Consider the following 25,370-nt stretch of genomic DNA (forward strand, 5'->3'; position numbering starts at 1 on the left):
TCCTGGTAGCTCGGCTACGAGGACTTCCGGCCGCCTTGCGGTCGCACGCACCGGACACCGCTCCTCATGGGGCGAACCCTGCCGGTCGCGGCACTGGGGATCGCGGCTGCGGAGGCGCAGCCTCGGCCGGATGCTCCCCGCGTTCCCCCCGGGCCCGACGCGATCGGGCCGGAGTTGACCCGTACGGGCGGCCCGGTCGGCGTCGTACCGGCGTCGCACCGTCCGGCTCGGGTGGCCCCGGGGGAGTCCCCGCCCTGTGAGCCCGTCTCAGAGAAGTGTGAGCTGGGTGGGCCCCGGCGACGTGTCCTGCCCGGACGCACCGCCCTCCGGCGGGCCGGACGCGCCGATCCGCCGGGCGGCGCCCCGGCCGGACGGTCCGATGCCGAACTCGGCGGCCATCTCGTGCACCTGACGCGTGATCCGCCGCTGGTACCAGGTCGGGGCGTACGACCCGCCCGCGTACATCCGCTCGTACCGGGCGACGAGGTGCGGGTGGTGGCGGCCCAGCCACGCCATGAACCACTCGCGGGCGCCCGGCCGCAGATGCAGCACGAGCGGGGTGACGGAGGTGGCTCCGGCCTCCGCGATCGCACGGACCGTGGCCCGCAGCTGGTCCGGGCGGTCGCCGAGGAACGGGATCACCGGGGCCATCAGGACCGTGCACCCGATGCCCGCGTCGGTCAGCGTGCGTACGGCGGCCAGCCGGCGCCCGGGGGCGGGGGTGCCGGGTTCGACGGTGCGCCACAGCTCGCGGTCGGTGAAGCCCACCGAGACGGAGACGGACACCTCGGTCACCGCGGCGGCCTGCCGGAGCAGTTCCAGATCGCGCAGGATCAGTGTGCCCTTGGTCAGGATCGAGAACGGGTTCGCACGGTCGCGCAGGGCGCCGATGATCCCCGGCATGAGGCGATAGCGGCCTTCCGCGCGCTGGTAGCAGTCGACGTTGGTGCCCATCGCCAGGTGCTCCCCGCGCCAGCGCGGAGAAGCGAGTTCACGCCGGAGCAGCTCCACCGCGTTGACCTTGACCACGATCTGCGAGTCGAAACCGGCTCCGGTGTCCAGGTCCAGATAGCTGTGCGTCTTGCGCGCGAAGCAGTACACGCACGCGTGACCGCACCCTCGGTACGGGTTGAGCTTCCAGTCGAACGGCATCCGGGACGCTCCGGGCACCCGGTTCACGAGCGAGCGGGCGCGGATCTCGTAGAAAGTCATGCCGCGGAACTCAGGAGTGTCGAAGACACGCCTGGTCACCGCGTCCGCGGCGAAGAGCGCGCCGTCGGCGGCGCGGCTGCTCGGGGCGGTCCCGCCGTCGGCGGTGTTCTCGGGGTTCTCGGGGTTCTCGGGGTTTCCGGGGTTTCCGGGGTTCTCGGCCAGGTGGTCCCAGCGCATCGGCACCTCCGTGGTGGCTCGATTCCGAGAATAGAACATATGTTCCCTTGATCGTGCGGGGCGTACTTCCGGAGGGCTCCCGCACGACTTCCGGCCAGGTCGTGGCCGGTCATGGCGGGAGGGTCTGGCCGGAGGTTCACCGGCCCGATTTTGAGCGGACCCTCCCGGGGTGGTTGGCTCATCCCGCCCCCCATCAACCGAGTGCTGGAGGAACAGCCATGGCGCAGGTCGAAGCCACGACGGAGCGGACCATCGCGGCGGACGCGGAGACGGTGTTCGACGCGCTGGCCGACTACAAGGAGGTCCGGGGCAAGGTGCTGCCCGGACACTTCAGCGAGTACGAGGTCCGCGAAGGCGGCGACGGTGAAGGCACCCTCGTCCACTGGAAGCTCCAGGCCACATCCAAGCGGGTGCGCGACTGCCTCCTGGAGGTGACCGAGCCGACCGACGGTCAGCTGGTCGAGAAGGACCGCAACTCCTCCATGGTCACCACCTGGACCGTCACCCCCGCCGGAGAGGGCCGCTCCAAGGCGGTCGTCTCCACCGTCTGGAACGGCGCGGGCGGCATCGGAGGCTTCTTCGAGCGGACCTTCGCCCCCAAGGGGCTCGCCCGCATCTACGACGAGCTGCTCCAGAACCTCGCCGCCGAGGTCGAGAAGACCGCGAAGTAGGTCCCGTCGCCGGACGGTGGGCCCACCGCCACCGTCCGCGCCGGTCCCGTTCCCCCGCGCACGGCCCGCCACCCGGCGGCTCGGGCGCCTCACCGTAACGAGTGGTTTTCCAGGGCAACCTGTTGTGCGCCCCGCGCCGCTCTCACCGGCGCATTTGTCTCCGCGCACGCCGTCCGAGCCCTCCGAAGCCGTTTGCCCCGCCTTGCTGCCCGATGCGAGAAATGTGCGGCGCAGTGCGACGAGGGGAGCGTTCCGTGGTGGGTGGCAGCACGCTGGTCGAGGGCGGACCGGACGGGTCGGGGGACCGTGGGGACGGAGCCGGGCACCCGTCCGTACTCCCCCCGGACGACACCCCGACCGAGGAACTGCCCGTACAGCCCGGGCAGCCCTCCGCCCGCGGGAAGAGCGCCGCACCCGGTCCGCCGGTGCGGGACGGCCAGGTGGACGCCCGTCAGGTCCGGACGGTCTTCATCGGGCTGATGCTCACCATGCTGCTCGCGGCTCTCGACCAGATGATCGTCGCCACCGCGCTGCCGAAGATCGTCGGCGAGCTGCACGGACTCGACAAGATGTCCTGGGCGGTCACCGCCTATCTCCTGGCGTCCACGATCGTGCTGCCGCTCTACGGCAAGCTCGGCGACCTCTTCGGGCGCAAGGGCGTCTTCCAGTTCGCCATCGTCGTGTTCGTCGTCGGCTCCGCCCTCGCCGGCTGGTCGCGCACCATGGACCAGCTGATCGCCTTCCGTGCCCTCCAGGGCATCGGCGGCGGCGGACTGATGATCGGCGTCCAGGCGATCATCGCGGACATCGTGCCGCCCCGGCAGCGGGGCCGTTACATGGGGCTCATCGGCGGCGTCTTCGGACTGGCGTCCGTGGCGGGACCGCTGCTCGGCGGTTTCTTCACCGACCATGTCAGCTGGCGCTGGTGCTTCTACATCAACGTGCCGTTCGGACTGGCGACCCTCGCGGTCATCGCCGTCGTGCTGAAACTGCCCCGGCCCGGGGTCCGCCCGAAACTCGACGTGCCCGGTGCCGCGCTGCTCGCCGTCGCCTCCACCTGCCTGGTACTGCTGACCAGCTGGGGCGGTACCGAATACGCCTGGGGATCGCCGACCATCGTGGCCCTCGCCGCCGGAGCGGTCGTCGCCGCGGTGCTCTTCGTCGCTGTCGAGGCCCGTGCCGCAGAACCGATCATTCCGTTGCGGCTCTTCCGCGACTCCGTCTTCAACGTCAGCGGGCTGGTCGGTGCCGTCATCGGCGTGGCGCTGTTCGGCGCGGCGAGCTATCTGCCGACCTACCTCCAGATGGTCGACGGTGTGAGCGCCACCGAGTCGGGGCTGCTCATGCTCCCGATGATGGGCGGCATCGTCGGCGCTTCCATCGTCTCCGGCCAGATGATCTCCCGCTCCGGCCACTACCGCATCCACCCCATCGTCGGCAGCGCGCTCTCGGCCGTCGGCATGTGGCTGCTCTCCCGGCTGGAACTGGGCACCTCACGGCTGGAGTACAGCCTTGCCCAGGCCGTCCTCGGCATCGGGATCGGGCTCGTCATGCCGGTGCTGGTGCTCGCCGTACAGAACTCCGTACGCCCCACCGACCTCGGCACCGCCACCAGCGCCAACAACTACTTCCGGCAGATCGGCGGCAGCGTCGGAGCGGCGATCTTCGGGACGCTGTTCGCCGGACGCCTCGCGGACGCCCTCGCCGTCCGCCTGCCGACCGGTGCCGGGCTGCCCGACGCGACGTCCGTCACCCCGCAGCTGATCCGCACGCTGGACCCGGCGCTGCGCGACGCGTACATCCAGGCGTACGTGGACGCGATGCCGCGGATCTTCCTCTACCTGGTGCCGGTCCTGCTGACCGGTCTCGCCCTCGCCTTCTTCCTCAAGGAGAAACCGCTGGTGTCCCACCACAGCCCCGAAGCAGCCGCCGAGCCCGCCGAGATCCCCGCCGCCCGCACCGTCCCCGCCTCCGCACCGGCCGCCGTGCCCGTACCCGTCCCCGCGGTCTCGCCGGTGGCGGTCGCCCATGTCGCCGGGGTGCCGGTACGCGGCCGTGTCCAGCACCAGGACGGGACCACGGTGCCCCGGGCGGCGCTCACCCTCATCGACGCCCAGGGGCACCAGGTGGGCCGGGGCGCCAGCGACGGAGACGGGCGGTACGCGCTGAGCGTGCCCGGCTCCGGCGGTTACGTCCTGATCGCCGCGGCGGGAGGGCACCAGCCGCAGGCCGTCAGCGTCACCGTCGGCGAGCGGCCCGTCCAGCTCGACATCGTTCTCGGCGGCGCGGGCCGCCTCGCCGGCCGGGTCCTCACCCCGGACGGCGCCCCGGTCCGCGAGGCGACCGTCACCCTCACCGACGTACGCGGCGAGGTGGTCGCCGCCACCCGGACCGGCCACGAGGGCGGTTACGTCATCGGGGAACTGGTCGCGGGCGAGTACACCCTCGCCGCCAGCGCCGCCGCCTTCCGGCCCGCCGCGCTCCCGGTCAGCGTGCAGGCCGCCCGCGAGACCCGCCAGGACATCGAACTGGCGGGCGGCGCGGTGCTGCGCGGAGTCGTACGCGCCCCGGGCGGCAGGCTCGTCGAGGACGCCCGGGTCACCCTGCTCGACGCGGCGGGCAACGTCGTCGACACCCTCACCACCGGCCCGGACGGCGCGTTCCGCTTCGTGGACCTCTCGACCGGCGAGTACACCGTGATCGCGGCAGGCTACCCGCCGGTGGCCACCGTGCTCCAGGTCGCCGGCGGCGGCCGTACCGAACGCGACCTCCAGCTCGGACACGAGGACTGACGGACCGCGAGGCGGGGCCCGGAGCCGTTCGGCGCCTGCCCGAGTGCCCGGACCCGGCGCCCCGCTCGGTCCGGGCCCTCAGATCCCGGCCAGCTCCATCAGCGAGCGAACGGTGCTGATGACGGGGTCGCCGATCGCGCCCGCGGTCGCGGCGATTCCGGCGACGGCCTCCAGCGTGCTCCGCCGTTCCGCAGGTGTCGCGGCGGGAACCGACGAGACGGCCGGGAGCGAGGCGTCGATGCGCTGCGCGGTCGCCGGTGCCACGTGTGTCCGCAGGTCCCGCAGCAGCTCGATCAGCTCGTCGATCGCTTCCTGCAGCGCCGGATCGACGGGCCGCGGGTCCGGAGCGGGCGCGTGGTTGACCGTGCCGGTGTTGTGAGAGCCACCGTGCACGGTGACCACGTTGCCGAAGTGGTAACTGTCTCCGCCCATCCCGATGCCATCCCCGTGGTGCGACTCGTCCAGCACCCGCCCGAGTCGCGGCACAAGTCACCTTCCAGCATCCCTGATTGACCGTCGCATTCCGGCAAAAATCGTGGCCGCAGGGTCGCCCCCGGTCCCCGGTGGGCGCCGCAGTCGTCGTCGCGCACCCACCGGGGACCAGGGACAGCTCATGGCCTCAGGCGCATCGGCCGACGCCGCCTACTCCTCGTCCCGCTCCCGCGCCGACGTCACCAGGGACACCAGGGCCCGCGCCCCCGGGCTCGTCGCCCGCTGCGGCGGAAGCACCACCACGCTCTCGTACCGCGCCGGCCGCGGGCCGCTCCCTGGGCCGGTCGCCTCCGGCGCCACGAGGTCCAGGGCCACCAGCCGGGCCGCCTCCGGCTTGCGCGCGAAGTGGCGCGGGACGACCGCGATGCCCAGCCCCTCCTGGACCAGCTCCAGCAGGCTGTGCACGTCGTTCACCTCCAGAGCCACCGTCCGGCGCACCCCCGCCGAGGCGAAGGCCGCGTCGGCGGCCCGCCGGGGACCCCAGTCCGGGTGGAAGTCGATGAACGACTCCTCCGGCAGCGCGCCCCACTCGACCCCGGGCAGCCCGGCGAACCGGTGCCCGGCGGCGCACAGCACCACCATCTCCTCCGTCGCCAGCGGGATCAGCTCCCCGCGCCACTCCAGCGGGGACACCGTCGCGGCGAACGCCAGGTCGAGCCGCCCGTCCGCCACCCCGTCCAGCAGGCTCATCGTGCCCTCCTGGCGGAGCCGGATCTCCATGTGCGGGTGCTCCCGGTGGAACGCCGCCAGCAGCCGGGCCGGGCTGACCCCCGCCACGCACTGCTCGACCCCCACCGTCAGCGTGCCGCGCAGCAGCCCCCGCACGGCGTCCACCGCGTCCCGCGCCGCACGGGCCCCGGCGAGCGTCCGCACCGCCTCCACCAGCAGCGCCCGCCCCGCCTCCGTGAGCCGCACCGACCGGGTCGTCCGGCTGAACAACGGCGTCCGCAGCTCCTGCTCCAGCGCCCGCACGGACGCCGACAGGCCCGACTGGGACACGGCGAGGCGCTCGGCGGCCCGGGTGAAGTGCTGCTCCTCCGCGACGGTGACGAAGTGCTCCAGCTGACGCAATTCCATGATTGATGAATCTAAACGATGAATGCCAGAGCTGTTTCCCGTTGGACTGCTGGATCTTTCTCCGTCAGCCTGGAGGCGGACCCCCTCGGCGGATACCCGCCGCGGAGAGAGCCCCCGGCACTCCGGACCGGAGTGCCCCGTCCGACGACCTCGCGGAGCCTTTCGTATGTACCTTCCGTCCGCCGACCGCTACTCCGCCATGCCCTACCGGCGCACCGGACGCAGCGGCCTCCTGCTGCCCGCGCTCTCCCTCGGCCTGTGGCACAACTTCGGTGGCGACCGGACGCCGGACACGCAGGCCGCCATCCTGCGCCGTGCGTTCGACCTCGGCGTCACCCACTTCGACCTGGCGAACAACTACGGCCCGCCGCCCGGCTCCGCCGAGCTCACCCTCGGACGCTCGCTGGCGACCGACTTCGCCGCGCTCCGCGACGAGCTGATCATCTCCACCAAGGCCGGCTACCTGATGGGCCCCGGCCCGTACGGCGAATGGGGCTCGCGCAAGAACCTGCTCTCCTCGCTCGACCAGAGCCTCGGTCGGATGGGCCTGGAGTACGTCGACATCTTCTACTCCCACCGCCCGGACCCGGACACCCCGATGGAGGAGACGATGGGGGCGCTCGACACCGCGGTCCGCTCCGGCCGGGCGCTCTACGCCGGCATCTCCAACTACTCGCCGGAGCAGACCCGCGAGGCCGCGGCCATCCTCAAGGACCTGGGCACCCCGCTCCTCATCCACCAGCCGCGCTACTCGATGCTGGACCGCTGGGTGGAGGACGGCCTCCTGGACGTGCTGGACGAGGTCGGCGCCGGCTCCATCGCGTACTCGCCGCTCGCCCAGGGCATGCTGTCCGACCGTTACCTCGACGGCATCCCGGAGGGTTCGCGGGCGGCGGGCTCCAGCCCGTTCCTGACGGCGGACGCCGTCACCCCGGCGCTGGTGGAGAAGTTGCGGGCGCTCGACGCGGTGGCCAAGGAGCGGGGCCAGTCGCTGGCCCAGCTGGCGCTCTCCTGGGTGCTGCGCGGCGGCCGGGTCACCTCCGCGCTGGTGGGCGCGAGCAGCGTCGCCCAGCTGGAGAACAGCGTGGAGGCCAGCCGCAACCTGGACTTCGACGCCGACGAACTCGCGCTCGTCGAGTCGATCCTCACGGGCGCCGACGCCGCCTGACGGCTGTCCCGCTGTCCCCGCTCAGAGCCAGCCGTTGCGCCTGAAGCCCCGGTGGATCGCGTAGCACGCCAGGGCCATCAGCCCCAGTGCGAACGGGTATCCGTAGGTCCACCGGAGCTCCGGCATGTGCGAGAAGTTCATCCCGTACATCCCGCACACCATCGTCGGCACGGCGACTATCGCGGCCCATGCGGTGATCTTGCGCATGTCCTCGTTCTGCCCGACCGTCACCTGGGCGAGATGGGCCTGGAGCACCGAGTCGAGCAGCGAGTCGAAGGACGCCATCTGCTCCGCCAGCCGCGTCAGACGGCCCGCGACATCGCGGAAGTACGGCTGTATCTCGGGGGCCAGGGCGGGCATGGGCCGGGACGCGAGGGTCTGCAGCGGGCGGTCGAGCGGGGCGACCGCCCGCCTGAACTCCATCAGTTCACGCTTCAGTTGGTAGATCCTGCCCGCCTCGCCCCGACCGGCGTCCACGCTGAACACGGCGGTCTCCACCGCGTCGATGTCGTGTTGCAGGGAGTCGGCGACCTCCGCGTAGGCATCGACCACCGTGTCCGCGACGGCATGCAGCACGGCGGCCGGCCCCTGCCGCAGGCGGGCGGGCTCGGCCTCCAGGGCCTCGCGCAGCGGGCCGAGCGAACCGTGGGAACCGTGCCGCACCGTGATGACGAAGTCTTCCCCGGTGAAGACCATCAGCTCACCGGTGTTCACCACGTCGCTGGTGGCGGTGAACTGCTCGTGGTGGACGTAGCCGCACGTCCGGAATACCGCGAACAGCCCCTTCTCGTACGGCTCCACCTTCGGGTGCTGGTGCCCGCGCGCCGCGCTCTCGACCGCCACCGGATGGAGGTCGAACAGCTCTGCCACGCGCGCGAGTTCCTCCTGGCCCGGCTCGTGGAGGCCGAGCCAGACAAAACCGCGCCCGGTGCGGCGGACCCGGCGCAGGGCCTCTTCGGGGGAGCCGGCCAGGGGCTGCCGCACCCCGTCCTCGTACGACACGCAGTTCACGACCGAACTGCCGAGCGGTGAACGGGCCGGGTGGCTCAGGTCCACCGTGCGGTGGACCGCACGGCTCATCGCCCGGCGGATGGAACGGATCATCGGCACGGCGGCCCCCTCGGCATGAAAATACGCGAGGCCAGTCTGCCACTCGACCGAGGCGTTCTCCCAGGCCGTCCGTGGTCCGCGGCGGGCGGGTGCGCTCCGCGCCGCGCCGATCCGAGTTGCCTCACGCCGCGCAGAACTCGTTGCCCTCCGGGTCCCGCATGACCCACCAGTGCCCGGCCGGCCCCTGGTCGACTTCGCGGACCGCGGTGGCGCCGAGGCCCTGGAGCCGCTCCACCAGCCGGTCGAGGCCGCCGGGTTCGCTGTGGATGTCGACGTGCAGGCGGTTCTTGCCGGACTTCTCCTCGGGGACCTCCTGGAAGAGCAGTCGCCGCCCGGCGCCCACCCCACTGGCTTCGTCGAAGGGGTCCTCGGGGTGGCGGATCGCGGCGTAGCCGCGGAAGATCTTGCGGCCGTGGTGCTCGGTGACCGCGTCCTCGCCGAGCTGTCCGGCGGCCAGCAGCCGTGTGACGAGCGGGCTCGGGTCCTCCACCTCGTAGCCCAGCGCGGCGGCCCAGAAATCGGCCAGGACCGGCGCGTCCCCGCTGTCGATGACGAGTTTCCAGTGCAGTGCCATGACTCCACTCTCCCGCACCCGCGCGGTCCGCGCCGCCCGCGTGAGCCCCGGTCGGCCGCGCGGAACCGGTGGGCCGGATGACGGTGACGGGCGGGGCCGGGGGCGGTGCCGCCCACCTCGGGGGAGTGGCACCGCCCCCTGGATCAGGAGGTGACCGACCAGGTCAGCGTGTCGGTCGCGGAGGTCTTGGCCTTCGGGTCGCGCAGGGAGGCCGTGGTGTCCGCGAGGCGTGCCATGAGGGTGTGGGTGCGTCCGTCCGCCGTGACACCGAGCTGTTGCGGCACCACGCTGGTCAGGCCCCGCGCCTGGGTGGCCTCGGTTCCGTCGACGTACCACCGCAGGTCGAGCCGGGAGAGGCCCGTCGTCAGCGTGGCGACGTTCACGGTGACCGCCTGGCCGCGGCCCACCGTGGTGGCGGTGGTGGTCGCGGTGAGCGCGGAGGCGTACCGGTAGAAGCCGCTGATCATCGCTTCCCGGCCGGGCAGGTTGAACTTGTCCGTGGAGAGCGACCGCATCAGGGAATCGGCGGTGGGCCGGTAGACGCCCAGCGGATAGTACGAACTGCCCGTGTACGTGCCGACGGTGCCGCCCGAGGGGTCGCTCTCGCCGAGCCAGCGGTACCACTTGGCCTGGGCCGACGTGAGCTGCGCGGCCGTGCGGACGGTGGAGTTGGGCTCGACGGGCTCCGCTCCGGTGTACGTGCCGTAACTGTCGTACGTGTACTCGTCGGCGAGCAGGCCGATCGAGTGGCCTATCTCGTGGGCGGCGATCAGGCTGGACTGGCTGTTGTCGGACGAGAGGGTGGAGACACCGGCGAAGGAGTAGGAGGAACCGAGCCCCGAGTAGCCCGCGCCGCCGTACTTCGTGGAGTTGGAGACCACGACGACGAGATCGGCCGCGGGGGCCTTGGCGGCATACGTCTTGACCTTGGCGAGGTCCACGCAGATGAGCCGCTCGGTGCTGGAGCACCAGAAGTACGAGCCGAGCGCGGTGTTCTTGACCACGCCCGCCGAGGGGTCGCCGGAGATGCCGGATTCGGCCGAAACGGCCCCGACCGCCCACACGTTGAACAGGCCCGTGTAGCTCCGGTAGGGCTCGACGGCGGTGACCTCCGCCCACCGGGCGCGGGCGTCGGCGAGGAAGTCGGCCTGCTGGGACGCGGTGTAGCCGTCGCCGATGATCGCCACGTCCATGCGGGCGGCGCTCGGGCCGGTCTGGGAGAGGACGGTGACCGCGCCGTCCGTGGCCGTCGCGGCGTCGGCGGAGCGCGCCGCGGGGGCGGAGGCCGTGTACGGCGACGTGGCCGGCACCTGGACCCGCCGGCCCTCGCCCGCCGGGTCGGGGAAGTACTCGGCCTGGACGGTGGATCGCTGCTCCGGAGACGGGTCGGAAGCGTTGCTCGCCGCGGCCGTGCCGGACGTGACGGCGAGCGCGGCGGCGCATGCCAGTCCGGCGGCGATCGCGGTTCTGCGCATACGTGGGCGCACGGGATCTCCTTCAGCGGGGTGGGCCCGCGTTCGGGTGGTGGGGCACGGACGACGCGGGCGGTGGTGGTGGGGGGATGCGCCGTGCGGGGGCGGGATCTCGCGAGTTAACAAGTGGGTAAATACGATTAAGCGTTTGATGAAGCTAGGGGCTCGGGAGGCCTATGGCAAGAGCTGGAACGGCAGTTGACGGTGTGTCCGTCGAACGGCGCCGTCCGTGATGTCCACCCGTGACCGCCCCGAGGTGTCCGAACCGCGCCGCCGACACGTCGGGCAGGGGTTACACCCGGAGCCCGGACGTGCCAGCCTTTGACCGTCCCGCAAGGCACCCGCACCAGCCCGCACGGCACTCGCAAGTACCGTCTCCGCAGCGGGAGACGACGAGAGAGGAAGAGAATTGCCGCAGATCACGGGCAACCTCCTGGCCATCAGCGATCTCCACGTCGGCTACGAGGAGAACCGCAAGATCGTCGCCGGTCTCCGCCCGGAGACGGACGAGGACTGGCTGCTGGTCGCCGGGGACGTGGGCGAGATGTCGGAGGACATCGCCTGGGCCCTCGCCACCCTGGCCTCCCGCTTCGCCAAGGTCCTCTGGGTGCCCGGCAACCACGAGCTGTGGACGCCTCCGAAGGACCCCCTGCGCCTGCGCGGGGTGGAGCGCTACGCCCACCTCGTGGAGCTCTGCCGGAGCCTCGGGATCGTCACGCCGGAGGACCCCTATCCGGTCTGGCAGGGACCGCGGGGCCCCGTGACCGTCGCCCCGCTCTTCCTGCTGTACGACTACACCTTCCGCACCGACGCGGCGCTCAGCCGCGAGGAGGCGCTGGCCGCCGCCCACGAGGCGGGCGTGGTCTGCACCGACGAGTACCTGCTGCACCCGGACCCGTACGACAGCCGCCAGGCCTGGTGCGAGGCGCGGGTGCGGCTGACCGAGGAACGCCTCGGTGCGCTCGACCCGACGATGCCGCTCGTCCTGGTCAACCACTACCCGCTCGTCCGTACGCCCATGGACGTACTGCGCTACCCCGAATTCGCCCTCTGGTGCGGCACGGAACGGACAGCGGACTGGCACCGCCGCTTCCCCGTCGCCGCGATGGTCTACGGGCACCTCCACATCCCTCGGTCCACGGTGTACGACGGGGTCCCCTTCGAGGAGGTCTCCGTCGGCTACCCGCGCGAGTGGCAACGGCCCGGACACCCCCGCACCGTGCCGCCCCGGCGTATCCGCCCGGTCGTCCCGGCGGTACGGGGCGAGCGGTGATGCTGCGGGCGGTCCTGCCGGACACGGTCGCCGTGGAGGAGGCCTTCACCGACCCGCCGGAGGCGGAGCTGTACCCGGAGGAAGCCGCGCTCGTCCGCGACGCGGTCGACAAGCGCCGCAGGGAGTTCACCACCGTCCGGCACTGCGCCCGCCGGGCGCTCGGCACACTCGGGCTGCCGCCGGGCCCGGTGCTCCCCGACCGGTACGGCGCCCCGCGCTGGCCCGCGAGGGTCGTCGGCAGCCTCACCCACTGCCACGGCTACCGTGCCGCGGCACTCGCCCATGGCACGTCCGTCACGATGCTCGGCATCGACGCCGAGCCCCACGGGCCTCTGCCGAAAGGCGTGCTGGAGGCGATAGCCCTGCCCGCCGAACGCGCCTGGACACAGTCCGCGCCGGCCGGGACGCACTGGGACCGGCTGCTGTTCAGCGCCAAGGAATCGGTCTACAAGGCCTGGTACCCGCACACCGGCCAGCGGCTCGGCTTCGAGGACGCGGAGCTCCGCTTCGACCCCGCCCGGGGCGCCTTCACCGCCCGGCTGCTCGCACCGCCCCCCGCGCTGCCCAGCAGCCGTCCGCCGCTGCCCCGGACGCTCGGCGGGCGATGGCTGACCGGCAAGGGGCTGGTGGTCACCGCCGTCGTGGTGACACCCCCGAACGCGTAACCGCGGCAGGGCCGGCTCCCCGCGTCACGCGGAGCCGGCCCTGTGGAACCACGCGGCCGTCACCCGGCCGGACGCATGCGGACCGCGCGGTTCCGCCGCGGGCCGCCCCGCCCGGGCACCGGCGCGGTATGCCCCCCCCCCGGGCCGTGGTCGGCACGGACCGGGGCGCGTACCGTATGGCCGCATGAAGATCCTGATCAGCGCCGACATGGAGGGCGCGACCGGTGTGACCTGGCCGGCGGACGTCCTGCCGGGCGCTCCCCAGTGGGAGCGCTGCCGCTCCATGTTCACCTCGGACGTGAACGCCGCGGCTCTCGGCTTCCTCGACGGCGGAGCCGACGAGGTCCTCGTCAACGAAGCCCACTGGAGCATGCGCAACCTCCTCCTGGAGCAGCTCGACGACCGCGTCCAGATGATCACCGGGCGCCACAAGACCCTCTCCATGGTCGAGGGAATCCAGCACGGGGACGTCGACGGCGTCGCCTTCGTCGGTTACCACACGGGCGCCGGTACCGAGGGCGTCCTCGCCCACACCTACCTGGCCAACTCGATCACCGGCGTCTGGCTCAACGGCGAACGCGCCAGTGAGGGACTGCTCAACGCGCACGTCGCCGCCGAGTACGGCGTCCCCGTGGTGCTGGTCACCGGCGACGACCTGACCTGCGTGGACGCGGAGGGGTACGCCCCCGACGCCCGCAGGGTCGCCGTCAAGGACTACGTGTCCCGCTACGCGGCGGTGTGCCGTACCCCTGCCCGTACCGCCGCCGACATCCGCGCGGCGGCCGCCGGGGCCGCGTCGCTCGCCGTCCGGCACACCCCTGTCACCGGGGTCGACTTCGCCGTCGAGCTGGAGTTCGACGCCGAGCACCTGGCCGGCGCCGCCACCGTCGTCCCCGGCGTGACCCAGACCGACGTACGGCGCGTCGCGTACACCAGCGCGACGATGTACGAGGGAATTCGCACGTTCAAGGCGGTCACGACGATCGTGTCCGCCGCAGTGGAGGAACAGTATGGCTGAGTCGCCCGCCCCGTCCCCTTCCGTGGACCAGCAGGCCCTCGACGAATCGGTGACGTTCACCTCGGAGCTCATCCGGATCGACACCACCAACAGCGGCGACGGCACCTGCCAGGAGCGCCCGGCCGCCGAGTACGTCGCCGAACGCCTCGCGGGCATCGGCCTGGAGCCGGTCCTGCTGGAGCGCACCCCGGGCCGGACCAACGTGGTGGCCCGCATCGCGGGCACCGACCCGTCCGCCGACGCCCTCCTCGTCCACGGCCACCTCGACGTCGTCCCCGCCGAGGCCGCCGACTGGACCGTGCATCCCTTCTCCGGCGAGGTGCGCGACGGTGTCGTCTGGGGGCGCGGTGCCGTCGACATGAAGAACATGGACGCCATGATCCTCGCGGTCGTCCGGGGCTGGGCCCGCGCCGGCGTCCGGCCCCGCCGCGACATCGTCATCGCCTACACCGCCGACGAGGAGGCCAGCGCCGCCGACGGCTCCGGCTTCCTCGCCGACCGGCATGCGGACCTCTTCGAAGGCTGTACCGAGGGCATCAGCGAATCCGGTGCTTTCACCTTCCACGCGGGCGACGGCCTCTCCCTCTACCCGGTCGGGGCCGGCGAACGCGGTACCGCCTGGGTGAGGCTGACCGCGCACGGCAGGGCGGGGCACGGTTCCAAGGTCAACCGCGACAACGCGGTGACCCGGCTGGCCGCCGCCGTCACCCGGATAGGCGAGTACACCTGGCCGGTCCGGCTCACCCCGACCGTGCGCGCCGCGCTCACCGAGATCTCCGCGCTCCACGGCCTGACCGTCGACCTCGACGCCCCCGGTTTCGACGCCGACGAACTCCTCGGCAAGCTGGGCCCCGCCGCCGCACTGATCGCGCCGACTCTCCGCAACAGCAGCAACCCCACCCAGCTGGACGCCGGATACAAGGTCAACGTCATCCCCGGCCATGCCACCGCCGTCATCGACGGACGCATGGTCCCGGGCGGCGAGGACGAGTTCCGCACCACCATGGACCTGCTCACCGGCCCGGGCGTCGACTGGGAGTTCATCCACCGCGAGGTGCCACTGACCGCACCCGTGGACTCCCCGACCTTCGCCAAGCTGTGCGCCGCCGTGGAGCTCTTCGACCCCGGCGCGCACGCCGTGCCGTACTCCATGTCGGGCGGTACGGACGCCAAGCAGTTCTCGCGCCTCGGCATCACCGGCTACGGCTTCTCGCCGCTCAGGCTGCCGGTCGGATTCGACTATCAGGCGCTCTTCCACGGCGTCGACGAACGCGTTCCCGTGGACGCCCTGCACTACGGTGTCCGCGTCCTCGACCACTACCTGCGCAGCGCCTGACCACGACGGGGGAATCATCCATGGCGTCCACCCAGCCCACCACGGCCCAGCCCACCACGTCCGCCCCGCTCCCGGCCCCGTACGGCACCTGGTCCACGCCCGTCGACGCGGCGCTCGCCGCCTCGCACGACGGCCGCCCGGAGTACGTCGCAACCGTCGGCGACGAGGTCTGGTGGACCGAACCCCGCCCCGCCGAAGGCGGCCGGCGCGCACTGGTGCGCCGGAGCGCGGAGGGCGCGATCACCACGGTGCTGCCCGTACCGTGGAACGTCCGCAGCCGGGTCGTCGAGTACGGCGGACAGCCGTGGGCCGGAGTCGCCCGCCCCTCGGGAGGCCCGCTCGTCGTCTTCGTCCACTTCGCCGACCAGCGGCTCTACGCCTACGCCCCGGACGGCCCCGACGCCCCGTGGCCGCTCACCCCGGTCTCCGCCGTGGGCGGCGGGCTGCGCTGGGTGGACCCGCAGATCCACCCGGACCGGGGCGAGGTCTGGTGCGTTCTGGAGGAGTTCACCGGCGAAGGCGCCTCGGACGTGCGCCGGGTGGTGGCCGCCGTGCCGCTGGACGGCTCCGCCGCCACCGACCGCGCCGCCGTGACCGAACTCTCCGACGACCGCCACCGCTTCGTCACCGGGCCCCGGCTCTCGCACGACGGACGCCGGGCCGCCTGGATCGCCTGGGACCACCCGCACATGCCGTGGGACGGCACGGTCGTGATGCTCGCCGAGGTCACCGACGAGGGCACCTTCGCCGGAATCCGGCCGCTCGTCGGCGACACCGACGAGTCGGTCTGCCAGGTGGAGTGGGACCGCGACGGCTCCCTGCTCTTCGTCTCCGACATCAGCGACTGGTGGCAGCTCCAGCGCGTCCGGCCCGACGCGGTCTCCGGCGGAGCCGTACCGACCACCACCCTCTGCCCCGGCCGGGGCGAGGAGTTCGGCGGACCGCTCTGGAAGATCGGTCTGCGCTGGTTCCAGCGGCTCGACAACGGACTGATCGCCGTCCTCCACGGCACGGGCACCACCCGGCTCGGCGTGCTCGACCCGGAGACCGGCGAACTCGTCGACGTGGCCGGACCCTGGACCGCCTGGGCCGAGACCCTGGCCGTCCGGGGCGACCGTGTCATCGGCGTCGCCGCGAGCCCGTACACCGGGTACGAGGTCGTCGAGCTGGACACCTCCACCGGCCACACCCGGACCATCGGCGCACCGCACACCGACGCCGTCGACCCGGCCTACTACCCCCAGCCGCAGGAACGCACCTTCTCCGGGCCGGGCGGCCGCGACGTCCACGCCCTGGTGTACCCGCCCCGCAACCCCGGCCACACCGGCCCCGAGGGCGAACTGCCGCCGTTCGTCGTCTGGGCGCACGGCGGCCCGACCAGCCGCGTCCCGCTCGCCCTCGACCTGGAGGTCGCGTACTTCACCTCGCGCGGCATCGGGGTCGTGGAGGTCAACTACGGCGGATCGACCGGCTACGGACGCACCTACCGCGAACGGTTGCGCGGACAGTGGGGCGTCGTGGACGTCGAGGACTGCGCCGCCGTCGCCGAGGCACTCGCGGCCGAAGGCTCGGCCGACCGGACCCGGCTGGCGATCCGGGGCGGCAGCGCCGGCGGCTGGACCAGCGCCGCCTCCCTCACCAGCACCGACCTCTACGCCTGCGGGGCCATCAGCTACCCCATCCTGGACCTCACCGGCTGGGCGGTCGGCGAGACCCACGACTTCGAGTCGCAGTACCTGGAGTCACTGGTCGGCCCGCTCGCCGAGGTGCCCGACCGCTACCGCGAGCGTTCGCCGCTGACCCACGCCGACCGACTGCGCACCCCGTTCCTGCTGCTCCAGGGGCTGGACGACGTGATCTGCCCGCCCGTCCAGTGCGAGCGGTTCCTCGCCGCGATCGAGGGGCGCGGCATCCCGCACGCCTACCTCACCTTCGCCGGGGAGAGCCACGGCTTCCGGCTGGAAGCCACCCTGATCCGCGCTCTGGAGGCCGAACTCTCCCTCTACGCGCAGACCTTCGGCATCGATGGAGTCGACGTCCCGGTCCTGGAGCTGAAGCGATGAGCGCCCCGCCCACCGGAACCGGCCCCGCACCGCTCGCACGGGCCGCCAGGCTCCGGCCAGGCGCCCGGGTCGCCATCGTCTCGCCCAGCGGTCCCGTGCCCGCCGAACGGATGGACGCCGGGCTGGACATCCTGCGCGGCTGGGGCCTCGATCCCTTCGTCGCCCCGCACGCCCGTGACGTCCACCCCGAACTGCGCTACCTCGCCGGGACGGACGAACACCGCGCCCAGGACCTCCAGGAAGCCTGGTGCGACCCGTCCGTGGACGCGATCCTCTGCGCCCGCGGCGGCTACGGCGCGCACCGCATGGTCGATCTGCTCGACTGGACGGCCATCCGCGCGGCCGGACCCAAGCCGTTCGTCGGCTACAGCGACGTCACCGTGCTCCACGAGGCCTTCGCGCTGCGCGCGGGGTTCTCCACCCTGCTCGGCCCGATGGCCGGCGCCGAGACCTTCCTCAAGGACGCCGCCACCCAGGACGCGCTGCGCACCACCCTCTTCGCACCCGAATCGGTACGGACCCTGGGCTTGGAGACCGCGGCATCCCTGGTACCCGGCCGGTCCCGGGGCGTCACCTTCGGCGGATGCCTCAGCCTCCTCGCCGCCGACCTCGGCACCCCGGGCGCCCGCACCTCCGGCAGGGGCGGCCTCCTCCTCATCGAGGACGTCACCGAGGACCCGTACCGCATCGACGGCTTCCTCACCCACCTGCTGCGCTCCGGCGCACTGGACGGTGTCGCCGGAGTGGTCTGCGGCTCCTGGGAGAGCTGCGGACCGTACGACCGGGTCCGCGCGGTGCTCGCCGACCGGCTCGGCGCCCTCGGCGTGCCCGTCGTCGAGGAGCTGGGATTCGGCCACGGCCCCACCACGATCACCGTCCCGCTCGGGCTCCCCGCCGTGCTCGACGCCCCCTCGGACGGCGGGCCGGCGACCCTCACGGTGGAGGTGCCCGCGCTGATCTGACGGCGGGGCGGGCCCGGCGGCCGCCGCGTACCGGGGGCTCCCCGGGGTGCGCGGTCGTCGGGCGGGGCCGAGGCGCGGAGCCGGGGCCCGGCGGGGGCGTGGCCGTTCGCGACGGCCGGGCCGTGTGCGACGGCCGGGCGGTATGCGACGGCCGGGCCGTGTGCGACGGCCGGGCGGTATGCGACGGCCGGGGCTCAGGAGGCCCTTCCCGTCGTCGGCCGGATCACGGCGAGAGACGCCACCGGCCTTCGGAGACCACGTCGACCTCGCCGTCCCTGACGCGGACGGCCGTGTCGTCGTCGATGAAGTAGACCGGGAAGTCCGCCCGCGCGGCGACGCGATCGGCCCAGGCGTCGTCCCGCTCGGGGAAGTCCGGCGAGTTCAGGTGGGGCTTCAGGTACCAGTCGAAGAGGCCGAACGGCGGCTCCAGGGTCGTCGCACCGAGTGCGTGGAGATCCGCCGTGTCCCCCATGACGTCGGCCGAGTGCGCGGTGAGGTTCTGGCTGAAGATCATCGATCCGGCGCTGAGCCCCACGTAGACCCGGCTCTCCAGCGCCTCCAGGAAGCCGTCGGCCAGGCCGTTGCCCGTGATGCTGCGCGCGAGGTGGTACTGATTGCCGCCCCCGGCGTGGATGACGTCGGCGTGGAGCAGCCGGTCGAGCACCGTCCGCCGGGGCAGGCCGTTCAGTTCGAGGACGTCGAACTCGCGCCAGCCGAGGCCCCGCACCCGGATCATGTCCGCGAGAAGCCAGCTGTGGTCGCCGGGCTCGGCGACCGACGCCGTGGGCACGTACACGACGTTCGCCGCTTCGAACGGTTTTCCCAGCATGTCCCGCAGGGCTTCCCGCAGTGTCCCGTTGCGCAGGCCGCCCGCCGTCAAGAGAAGATCCATCGCGCGAGTAAAGCACGACCGGCAGGCGTGTGCACGGCGGACGTGGGATGGCCGGAGGTGTCGCCGACCGATGAACTCCACTCCACGGCAACGCACTTGCGGTGGCTGCCCCGCGCGCCACGAAGGCCGGGAGGTGGCTCGCCCCGCGGTCTCCCCGCCACGGGCCGTACGCGTCAAAGGCGCGCCCGGGTGCCCGGGAAGAGCGGTCGGCGACTCCCTCGGGGGGAATCCGGGGCCGGAGCGTTGACACAGGTGCACTCCGTGTCACAGCATGAACGCAATCTGTCATCATGGGGGCGGTGACCTCGCTGTTTCTCGCGCCGGACGCGCCACCGGTCACGCCGGGGGCCTGTCCGGCGGGTCGCGCCGTGCGTGGCCCGGTGTGCGCGAGTCCGGCGCGTTTCGGCGCTTCGGTGTTCTGTAAGGGCGTCGGCCGGTGGTCCCGGTGCCCCGGGTGTGGAGGTCCGCGGTGTCAGCTGTCGTCGCCAGGTTCGGGAAACCGTTCGCAGCCCTCGCCGGAGCGGCGCTCACCGCCCCGCTCGTCCTCTCCGCACCCGCCCGTGCGGCAGAGGAGCCGTACACCGTCACCCCGCTGAAGTTCACCGTGCCCGCGGGCGGGCGCGACTGCACCGTCGACGCCGACCTCTACCGCCCGCGCGGAGCCGACGCCGCGCATCCCGCACCGGCGGTGCTGGCGACCAACGGGTTCGCGGGCAGCAAGTCGGACGGCTCCACCGACGCGCTGGGCCGGGCCTTCGCCGCCCGCGGCTACGTGGGGCTCGTCTACTCCGGCCTGGGCTTCGGCCGGTCCGGCTGCCTGATCACCCTCGACGCCCCGGAGGCCGACGGGAAGGCAGCCTCCGGGCTGGTCGACTTCCTCGCGGGCACCCGGGCGGCGGACGACGGCACCCGGGCCGACTTCGTCCGGCTCGACGGGGCGGGCGATCCGCGCGTCGGCATGATCGGGGGATCGTACGGCGGGGCCGTCCAACTGGCCACCGCGGCCGTCGACCACCGCGTCGACGCGCTCGTGCCGCTCATCACCTGGAACGACCTCGGCTACTCGCTCGCGCCCAACAACATCACGGGCAGCGCCGCCGCCACCCGGGCCCCGGGTGTCTTCAAATGGCAGTGGACCAACGGCTTCTACCTGCTGGGGGAGGGGCAGCCGCTGTTCGCCCCCAGCCTCGACCCGTCACGCTTCGGCGCCCTGGACTGCCTCCACTTCACCCCGCGGGCCTGCGACACCATCAGCTTCCTCAACTCCGCCCGCTACCCGGCCGAGGAGGCCGAGGCCGTGCTCGCCTACACCCGAAGCGTCTCCCCGGCCTCCTACCTCGACCGGGTCGATGCGCCCACCCTCCTGGTGCAGGGCCAGGCCGACACCCTGTTCAACCTGAACGAGGCCACCGCCACGTACGACGCCCTCCGCGCACGTGGCACCACCGCCAAGATGATCTGGCAGGCCTGGGGCCACAGCGGGGGCGGCGCCACGCCCGGTGAACTCGACCTGTCCCAGGGCAACCTGGAGAGCAGCTACGTCGGCCGCCGCATCCTCGCCTGGTTCGACCGCTACCTCCACCACCGGGCCGCGGACACCGGGCCCGCCTTCGCGTACTACCGCGACTGGACCAGCGGTTACGGCACCGCCGACGCGCTGCCCGTCCCCTCGTACGTCCTGTACCTGTCCGGCGACGGCAAGTTGACGGAGCGCCGCTCGGACGTCGTCGCCGGCAGCCGCAAGTACACCAACCGGCCGCTGCCCAGCAGTCATTCGGAGACCTCACTGTCCGGACTCACCGGGCTGCCCGACATCGACCCGTACGACACCGCCGGCACCCACCTCGACTGGACCTCCGCCCCGCTGGCTGCCGGCCTCGACGTCGTCGGCGCTCCCCGTGCCCGGCTGCGGGTGTCCTCGCCGAAGGCGGAGAGCGTCCAGGACAGCGGGGACGCCGCCGACCGGCTCGTGCTCTTCGTCAAGGTGTACGACCTCGCCCCCGACGGGTCCGTCGAACTCGTCCACCGGCTGGTGGCCCCGGTGCGCGTACCCGACGTGACCCGGTCCTTCACCGTGCGGCTGCCGGGCATCGTCCACCGGTTCGCCGCCGGCCACCGGGTCCGCCTCGTGATCGCGGGGAGCGACACCGCGTACTACGGCAACAAGGGAGCCAAGCCCGTCACCGTCGCCGCCTCGCCGGGGGACACCGGAGTGCTGGAGCTGCCGGTGGTCCCGGGCAGCTGAGCTCCCTGTCACCCGAACGGGCGCACACCACCGGTCACCGCGCGCCCGCCGGGGGCATCCTGGTCGCCGGAGGGCGGTCGCGTTCGGTCCGTGCCCTCGCGGGACAGCCCTGAGGGAAAGGCCGGACCCATGAGCCCCAAGAACGTGTCCAGCGACGGCAGCGCCAAGAACGGCCTGCTCACCCCCGGCCGCATCGTCGTCGCCGTCATCGCCGTGCTGGCGATCGTCTTCATCTGCGTGAACACCGGGAAAGTGACCATCCGTGTCATCATCCCCACCGTCACCATGCCGCTCTGGCTCGCCCTGCTGGGCGTCTTCCTCGCGGGGCTGGTCTGCGGAGGGTACGTGTTCCGGCGGCGGCGGAACAGGTGACACCCGGGTGGTGGCACAGCCGGCAAAGGCCCTCGGAGTACGGCGCGGTGGAGATTTCCGATTCCGTCAGGCCCGTCCTACCGTGGGCCGATGCACGTATCCGATGATCATGGCGCCGGCGCGCCGCACGTCCCGGCTTCCGCCGCATCCGAGGCCCTCGCCCCCTCCCCGTCCGCCACGTACTCCGGCACGGACCTTCCGCAGGGGCCGCTGACCTCGCTGCGCCACTTCACCGCGGAGGATGCCGCCGAGTTCACGGCGCGCGCGAGGGAGAGCCGCTCCTCACAGCACCCCTGGCTGTTCCCGCCCACCGAGGAAGAGGCCTACGTCGCCTACGCGGGGCGGTTGCTGGAGAGCCCCGACAAAGAGGGTTTCCTCGTCTGCGAACGGGCGGCGGGCGGCGCGATCGCCGGCTTCGTCAACATCAACAACATCGTCGGCGGAGCCTTCCGCTGCGGGGCCCTCGGATACGGCGCATTCGCCCACGCCGCCGGGCGGGGACTGATGTCCGAAGCCCTCGGGCTCGTGCTGCGTCACGCCTTCGGACCCCTGGGACTGCACCGGCTGGAGGCCAATGTGCAGCCCCAGAACGCGAGTTCGATCGCGCTGGTGCGGCGGGCCGGCTTCCGGCTCGAAGGGTTCTCGCCGGACTTCCTCCACATCGACGGTGCGTGGCGCGACCACGAGCGCTGGGCCATCACCTCCGAGATGCTGTCGGGCCAGGGCTGAGGAAGCCTCACGGGGTGTCTCCGGTGTCTCCCGGGCCGGAAAGCCCCTACCTCAGCCCACGTCCGGGAGCGCGAAGGGGCTCCTGCCGAGCCGGTTCAGCAGGTCCGCGACATCGCTGTACACCCCGGCCGCCCCCGACTCCACGAGGTCCTCGCGCGGGATGCCCCCGCTCAGCACTCCGACCGTCGTGACCCCCGCCCGCGCGGCGGCCCGCATGTCCCACACGGTGTCGCCGACGAACACCGAGGTCTCCGCCGTACCGCCGACCAGCCCCATCGCGTGCTTTACCGGATCGGGGGCGGGCTTGCCCTCGGCGGTGTCGTCCGCGGAGGCGGTGGCCCGTACGACGTCGTCGGCGTCCAGCGCACGGCGCAGCGCACCGAGCTCGGCGCCGGTCGCCGAGGTCGCCAGCACGACGTGCCAGCCGCGCCCGGACAGTTCCCGCAGCAGGCGGGCCGCGCCGTCGAAGGCCGGCAGCCGGTCGAAGTACGTCGCGTAGAGCGTCGTGTGCGCGGCGCTGATGCTGTCGTCCTCCTCCCTGCGGCGCTGCTCGCCCAGGAGTGCGGCGATCAGATCGCCGCCGCCCAGGCCCACCGCCCGGTGGATGTCGTGCATGGCGACGCGGTGTCCGGCCTGCCGGAAGGCCTCCCACCACGCGGTCACGTGCAGGTGGTTGGTGTCGACGAGGGTTCCGTCGACGTCGAAGATCGCGGCGTGCGTCATCGGTCGCTCCTCGGACGAGGTGCTCAGACGGTGGAAGCGACGAGTGCGGCCGTCGCCTCACGGACGAAGGGGCCGAGGTCGTCCGGCGTACGCGAGGTGACCAGGACCCAGTCTCCGGCGTTGTCGCTGATCACCGGCTCGTCCACCCAGGTGCCGCCGGCGTTCTGGATGTCCGTCCGCACCGAGGCGTAGGAGGTCAGTGTCCGTCCGTCGACCACTCCGGCCTCCACGAGCACCCAGGGCCCGTGGCAGATGGCGGCGACCGGCCGCCCGGTTCCGGTGAACGACCGGAGGATCGACAGGGCGTCGTCCTGGAGCCGCAGGGAGTCCGCGTTCAGCGTTCCGCCGGGAATGAGCAGGAGGTCGTACGCGGTGGGGTCGGCCTCCGCCAGCGTCAGGTCGGGCCGCACGGTTTCGCCCGGGTCCTTGTCGCCGACCAGTGTGCGGATCTCGTCCGGGGACACGGCCGCCACATGCACCTCGGCGCCGCTGCCCCGCAGCTGTTCGACGGGTACCACCAGCTCGTCCTGTTCCACGCCGTAGTTGGTGACGATCGCCAGAACCCGGCGGCCCGCGAGTGGGCTGTCAGCCATGTCGTGCCCTTCCGTCTCGTGTGCACGCAGCCGCGCGGAGTGTGAGCGGCTCCGCCCGTACCCGTACGTCTCTCCAGACTCGCACGGACCACACACACCCGCGTCGCGGCGGGCGAGGGCACCGGATCCGGGCGGCTCCGTCGTCGACGGGATCCCCGCGTCGATCGCGTCAGCCCGTCCTGTCGTCCGCCGCTGCTCCGTCCGCCGCCGTCCCGCCCGCCGCCGACGGAGGCGGCGGCAGCAGGCCCACGAGGTCCAGGAGATCTTCCTCGGCGATCTCCTGACCGAGGAAGACCGTCCGGTACACCGCGTAACCGATCCAGCCGTCCACGACCGCATCCACCGGCAGGTTCTGCGGCAGCCGTCCCCGCGCCACGCCGTTCCGCAGCAGCAGGGCCGCCGGTTCGGCATGGGCCCGCAGCAGATCCCGCAGGTCGGCCCGGCCCGCCTCGCCGCGCTCGGTCAGCGCTCCGGTCACCACACTGGGATCGCCGAGCAGGGTCAGCGTCCGCACGAGACTCCGCAGCCACTCCAGCGCGTCCTCGCGCGGATCGCCCGTGTCCGGGGCCGGCCCCGGGGCGAGCCGGTCCGCGACCGCCTCGGTGATCACCGCCGCCTTGTTCGGCCACCAGCGGTACACCGTCATCCTCGCCACCCCCGCCCGCGAGGCGATCTTGTCCATCGTCACGCCCTGGTAGCCGACCTCGGCCACCAGCTCCCGCGTGGCCGCCAGGACCGCCTCGTGGGCGTCCGGGTCGCGGTGCGGGCCGCGCCGGGGGCGCGAGACGGCGGGGCGGTCGTTCATGGGACCTCCGGTGACGGGGCTGCGGGCAGCCCGGAATATCTAGACTGTACGTACTGTCTAATCAAGAGCAACGGTTCAGATCTCAGTGTGGAGGTTCAGTCATGGAAGACCGATTCAGCGGCAAGGTCGTCCTCATCACCGGCGGCGGCTCCGGTCTCGGTCGCGCGGCGGCCGTGCGGGTCGCGTCCGAAGGCGCCCGCCTGGCGCTCGTCGACGTCAGCGAGCAAGGCCTCGCGGACACGGCGGCCGAGGTGGAGAAGGCCGCACCCGGCGCGGAGGTCCTGCGGATCACCGCCGACGTCAGCTCCGAGGCCGACGTGCAGCGGTACGTCTCCGCGACGGTCGAGGCCTACGGGCGCGTCGACGGCTTCTTCAACAACGCCGGCATCGAGGGCAAGCAGAACCTCACCCAGGACTTCGGCACCGACGAGTTCGACCGGGTCGTCCAGGTCAACCTCCGCGGGGTCTTCCTCGGCCTGAAGCATGTGCTCCCGATCATGAAGGACCAGGGCTCCGGCTCCGTCGTGAACACCGCCTCCGTCGGCGGCATCCGGGGCGTGGGCAACCAGTCCGGTTACGCGGCGGCCAAGCACGGCGTCGTCGGTCTCACCCGCAACTCCGGTGTGGAGTACGGGCGGTTCGGCGTGTCCGTCAAGGCGATCGCCCCCGGCGCCATCATGACGCCGATGGTCGAGGCGTCGCTCAAGCAGCTCGACGCGGTCGAGTGGGAGAAGGCCGGGGAGGCCTTCGTCAGCGTCAACCCGATGAAGCGCTTCGGCAAGCCCGAGGAGGTCGGCAGCCTGGTGGCCTTCCTGCTCTCCGAGGAGTCCGGCTTCATCAACGCCACGGTCGTCCCGATCGACGGCGGCCAGTCCGAGCAGTACTGATCCGCCGCGCGCCCCGACGCCGTACGCCGGTGCCCCGCCCGCCCGTCTTCGTGGGCGGACGG

General features: G+C 72.5%; 23 protein-coding genes. 13 read left to right on the plus strand and 10 right to left on the minus strand.

Annotation, left to right across the window (positions count from 1 at the left end):
- Positions 1-267 precede the first annotated feature (267 nt).
- Positions 268-1,389, minus strand: coding sequence for an Rv2578c family radical SAM protein (locus ACFWEP_RS11605; RefSeq protein WP_387368909.1), 1,122 nt, complete (start codon positions 1,387-1,389; stop codon positions 268-270).
- A 218-nt stretch (positions 1,390-1,607) separates the two neighbouring features.
- Between ACFWEP_RS11605 and ACFWEP_RS11610 the strand changes: the two genes are divergently transcribed.
- Positions 1,608-2,060 carry an SRPBCC family protein gene (locus ACFWEP_RS11610; RefSeq protein WP_387368911.1) on the plus strand — a complete coding sequence of 151 codons (453 nt, stop codon included), beginning with the start codon at positions 1,608-1,610 and terminating at the stop codon, positions 2,058-2,060.
- A gap of 254 nt (positions 2,061-2,314) precedes the next feature.
- Complete coding sequence (locus tag ACFWEP_RS11615; RefSeq protein ID WP_387368913.1) at positions 2,315-4,852, plus strand: MFS transporter; 2,538 nt, start codon at positions 2,315-2,317, stop codon at positions 4,850-4,852.
- Between the two features lie 78 nt (positions 4,853-4,930).
- Here the strand turns inward: ACFWEP_RS11615 and ACFWEP_RS11620 are convergent, their stop codons facing one another.
- Together ACFWEP_RS11620 and ACFWEP_RS11625 are read right to left on the minus strand one after the other, a co-directional pair.
- Positions 4,931-5,338 carry a hypothetical protein gene (locus tag ACFWEP_RS11620; protein WP_387368915.1) on the minus strand — a complete coding sequence of 136 codons (408 nt, stop codon included), beginning with the start codon at positions 5,336-5,338 and terminating at the stop codon, positions 4,931-4,933.
- A 156-nt stretch (positions 5,339-5,494) separates the two neighbouring features.
- A complete protein-coding gene (locus tag ACFWEP_RS11625; protein ID WP_387368917.1) occupies positions 5,495-6,421 on the minus strand; it encodes a LysR family transcriptional regulator in 927 nt (308 codons plus the stop codon).
- Positions 6,422-6,587: 166 nt separating this feature from the next.
- Between ACFWEP_RS11625 and ACFWEP_RS11630 the strand changes: the two genes are divergently transcribed.
- Positions 6,588-7,589 (plus strand): aldo/keto reductase, encoded by a 1,002-nt coding sequence (locus ACFWEP_RS11630; RefSeq protein ID WP_387368919.1) that lies wholly within the window; start codon positions 6,588-6,590, stop codon positions 7,587-7,589.
- A gap of 21 nt (positions 7,590-7,610) precedes the next feature.
- On the opposite strand, the gene ACFWEP_RS11635 is transcribed toward ACFWEP_RS11630, so the two are convergent.
- From ACFWEP_RS11635 to ACFWEP_RS11645, 3 genes are all read right to left on the minus strand, one after another.
- Positions 7,611-8,693: a magnesium and cobalt transport protein CorA gene (locus ACFWEP_RS11635; RefSeq protein ID WP_387368921.1), complete on the minus strand. Its 1,083-nt coding sequence runs from the start codon at positions 8,691-8,693 to the stop codon at positions 7,611-7,613.
- Between the two features lie 127 nt (positions 8,694-8,820).
- Entirely contained in the window at positions 8,821-9,273 is a 453-nt protein-coding gene (locus ACFWEP_RS11640) for a VOC family protein (protein WP_387368923.1), read from the minus strand.
- 143 nt (positions 9,274-9,416) lie between these two features.
- Complete coding sequence (locus tag ACFWEP_RS11645; RefSeq protein ID WP_387368925.1) at positions 9,417-10,760, minus strand: M64 family metallopeptidase; 1,344 nt, start codon at positions 10,758-10,760, stop codon at positions 9,417-9,419.
- A 394-nt stretch (positions 10,761-11,154) separates the two neighbouring features.
- Between ACFWEP_RS11645 and ACFWEP_RS11650 the strand changes: the two genes are divergently transcribed.
- The 6 genes from ACFWEP_RS11650 (at position 11,155) to ACFWEP_RS11675 (ending at position 18,062) form a co-directional block, all read left to right on the plus strand.
- Positions 11,155-12,018 (plus strand): metallophosphoesterase family protein, encoded by an 864-nt coding sequence (locus tag ACFWEP_RS11650; RefSeq protein WP_387368927.1) that lies wholly within the window; start codon positions 11,155-11,157, stop codon positions 12,016-12,018.
- A complete protein-coding gene (locus ACFWEP_RS11655) occupies positions 12,018-12,683 on the plus strand; it encodes a 4'-phosphopantetheinyl transferase (RefSeq protein ID WP_387368929.1) in 666 nt (221 codons plus the stop codon). Before ACFWEP_RS11650 ends, ACFWEP_RS11655 begins: the two co-directional genes overlap by 1 nt.
- A gap of 184 nt (positions 12,684-12,867) precedes the next feature.
- A complete protein-coding gene (locus tag ACFWEP_RS11660) occupies positions 12,868-13,701 on the plus strand; it encodes a M55 family metallopeptidase (protein ID WP_387368931.1) in 834 nt (277 codons plus the stop codon).
- Positions 13,694-15,037 carry a M20/M25/M40 family metallo-hydrolase gene (locus ACFWEP_RS11665; protein WP_387368933.1) on the plus strand — a complete coding sequence of 448 codons (1,344 nt, stop codon included), beginning with the start codon at positions 13,694-13,696 and terminating at the stop codon, positions 15,035-15,037. The genes ACFWEP_RS11660 and ACFWEP_RS11665 overlap by 8 nt, the downstream gene beginning before the upstream one ends.
- 20 nt (positions 15,038-15,057) lie before the next feature.
- Complete coding sequence (locus ACFWEP_RS11670; RefSeq protein ID WP_387368935.1) at positions 15,058-17,100, plus strand: S9 family peptidase; 2,043 nt, start codon at positions 15,058-15,060, stop codon at positions 17,098-17,100.
- Positions 17,097-18,062, plus strand: coding sequence for an LD-carboxypeptidase (locus ACFWEP_RS11675; protein WP_387368937.1), 966 nt, complete (start codon positions 17,097-17,099; stop codon positions 18,060-18,062). Before ACFWEP_RS11670 ends, ACFWEP_RS11675 begins: the two co-directional genes overlap by 4 nt.
- A 223-nt stretch (positions 18,063-18,285) precedes the next feature.
- Here ACFWEP_RS11675 and ACFWEP_RS11680 read toward each other — a convergent pair whose 3' ends face one another.
- Positions 18,286-18,954, minus strand: a complete 669-nt coding sequence (locus ACFWEP_RS11680) for a Type 1 glutamine amidotransferase-like domain-containing protein (protein WP_387368939.1) — start codon at positions 18,952-18,954, stop codon at positions 18,286-18,288.
- Between the two features lie 469 nt (positions 18,955-19,423).
- Here ACFWEP_RS11680 and ACFWEP_RS11685 point away from each other — a divergent pair, with 469 nt between their 5' ends.
- The 3 genes from ACFWEP_RS11685 (at position 19,424) to ACFWEP_RS11695 (ending at position 22,300) form a co-directional block, all read left to right on the plus strand.
- Entirely contained in the window at positions 19,424-21,199 is a 1,776-nt protein-coding gene (locus ACFWEP_RS11685) for a CocE/NonD family hydrolase (RefSeq protein WP_387368941.1), read from the plus strand.
- Positions 21,200-21,328: 129 nt separating this feature from the next.
- Positions 21,329-21,571 (plus strand): LPXTG cell wall anchor domain-containing protein, encoded by a 243-nt coding sequence (locus ACFWEP_RS11690; protein ID WP_387368943.1) that lies wholly within the window; start codon positions 21,329-21,331, stop codon positions 21,569-21,571.
- Positions 21,572-21,661: 90 nt separating this feature from the next.
- Positions 21,662-22,300 (plus strand): GNAT family N-acetyltransferase, encoded by a 639-nt coding sequence (locus ACFWEP_RS11695; protein WP_387368945.1) that lies wholly within the window; start codon positions 21,662-21,664, stop codon positions 22,298-22,300.
- Between the two features lie 51 nt (positions 22,301-22,351).
- On the opposite strand, the gene ACFWEP_RS11700 is transcribed toward ACFWEP_RS11695, so the two are convergent.
- The 3 genes from ACFWEP_RS11700 to ACFWEP_RS11710 form a co-directional block, all read right to left on the minus strand.
- Complete coding sequence (locus ACFWEP_RS11700; RefSeq protein WP_387368947.1) at positions 22,352-23,023, minus strand: HAD family hydrolase; 672 nt, start codon at positions 23,021-23,023, stop codon at positions 22,352-22,354.
- 23 nt (positions 23,024-23,046) lie between these two features.
- Positions 23,047-23,616 carry a type 1 glutamine amidotransferase domain-containing protein gene (locus ACFWEP_RS11705; protein ID WP_387368949.1) on the minus strand — a complete coding sequence of 190 codons (570 nt, stop codon included), beginning with the start codon at positions 23,614-23,616 and terminating at the stop codon, positions 23,047-23,049.
- 169 nt (positions 23,617-23,785) lie between these two features.
- Positions 23,786-24,421, minus strand: a complete 636-nt coding sequence (locus ACFWEP_RS11710) for a TetR/AcrR family transcriptional regulator (RefSeq protein WP_387368951.1) — start codon at positions 24,419-24,421, stop codon at positions 23,786-23,788.
- A gap of 101 nt (positions 24,422-24,522) precedes the next feature.
- On the opposite strand from ACFWEP_RS11710, the gene ACFWEP_RS11715 reads away from it, so the two are divergent.
- Complete coding sequence (locus tag ACFWEP_RS11715) at positions 24,523-25,308, plus strand: SDR family oxidoreductase (RefSeq protein ID WP_387368953.1); 786 nt, start codon at positions 24,523-24,525, stop codon at positions 25,306-25,308.
- The last annotated feature ends 62 nt before the right edge of the window (positions 25,309-25,370 follow it).

It is taken from the genome of Streptomyces sp. NPDC060198 (genome assembly GCF_042728415.1).
In the GTDB taxonomy this organism is placed as follows: Bacteria; Actinomycetota; Actinomycetes; order Streptomycetales; family Streptomycetaceae; genus Streptomyces.

Coding starts and splice junctions, on each gene's coding strand:
- ACFWEP_RS11680 (WP_387368939.1), bottom strand. CDS start 18,954: ATGGATCTTCTCTTGACGGCGGGCGGCCTGCGCAACGGGACACTGCGG.
- ACFWEP_RS11710 (WP_387368951.1), bottom strand. CDS start 24,421: ATGAACGACCGCCCCGCCGTCTCGCGCCCCCGGCGCGGCCCGCACCGC.
- ACFWEP_RS11625 (WP_387368917.1), bottom strand. CDS start 6,421: ATGGAATTGCGTCAGCTGGAGCACTTCGTCACCGTCGCGGAGGAGCAG.
- ACFWEP_RS11670 (WP_387368935.1), top strand. CDS start 15,058: ATGGCGTCCACCCAGCCCACCACGGCCCAGCCCACCACGTCCGCCCCG.
- ACFWEP_RS11655 (WP_387368929.1), top strand. CDS start 12,018: ATGCTGCGGGCGGTCCTGCCGGACACGGTCGCCGTGGAGGAGGCCTTC.
- ACFWEP_RS11630 (WP_387368919.1), top strand. CDS start 6,588: ATGTACCTTCCGTCCGCCGACCGCTACTCCGCCATGCCCTACCGGCGC.
- ACFWEP_RS11605 (WP_387368909.1), bottom strand. CDS start 1,389: ATGCGCTGGGACCACCTGGCCGAGAACCCCGGAAACCCCGGAAACCCC.
- ACFWEP_RS11665 (WP_387368933.1), top strand. CDS start 13,694: ATGGCTGAGTCGCCCGCCCCGTCCCCTTCCGTGGACCAGCAGGCCCTC.
- ACFWEP_RS11675 (WP_387368937.1), top strand. CDS start 17,097: ATGAGCGCCCCGCCCACCGGAACCGGCCCCGCACCGCTCGCACGGGCC.
- ACFWEP_RS11700 (WP_387368947.1), bottom strand. CDS start 23,023: ATGACGCACGCCGCGATCTTCGACGTCGACGGAACCCTCGTCGACACC.
- ACFWEP_RS11635 (WP_387368921.1), bottom strand. CDS start 8,693: ATGATCCGTTCCATCCGCCGGGCGATGAGCCGTGCGGTCCACCGCACG.
- ACFWEP_RS11705 (WP_387368949.1), bottom strand. CDS start 23,616: ATGGCTGACAGCCCACTCGCGGGCCGCCGGGTTCTGGCGATCGTCACC.
- ACFWEP_RS11695 (WP_387368945.1), top strand. CDS start 21,662: ATGCACGTATCCGATGATCATGGCGCCGGCGCGCCGCACGTCCCGGCT.
- ACFWEP_RS11715 (WP_387368953.1), top strand. CDS start 24,523: ATGGAAGACCGATTCAGCGGCAAGGTCGTCCTCATCACCGGCGGCGGC.
- ACFWEP_RS11640 (WP_387368923.1), bottom strand. CDS start 9,273: ATGGCACTGCACTGGAAACTCGTCATCGACAGCGGGGACGCGCCGGTC.
- ACFWEP_RS11660 (WP_387368931.1), top strand. CDS start 12,868: ATGAAGATCCTGATCAGCGCCGACATGGAGGGCGCGACCGGTGTGACC.
- ACFWEP_RS11610 (WP_387368911.1), top strand. CDS start 1,608: ATGGCGCAGGTCGAAGCCACGACGGAGCGGACCATCGCGGCGGACGCG.
- ACFWEP_RS11690 (WP_387368943.1), top strand. CDS start 21,329: ATGAGCCCCAAGAACGTGTCCAGCGACGGCAGCGCCAAGAACGGCCTG.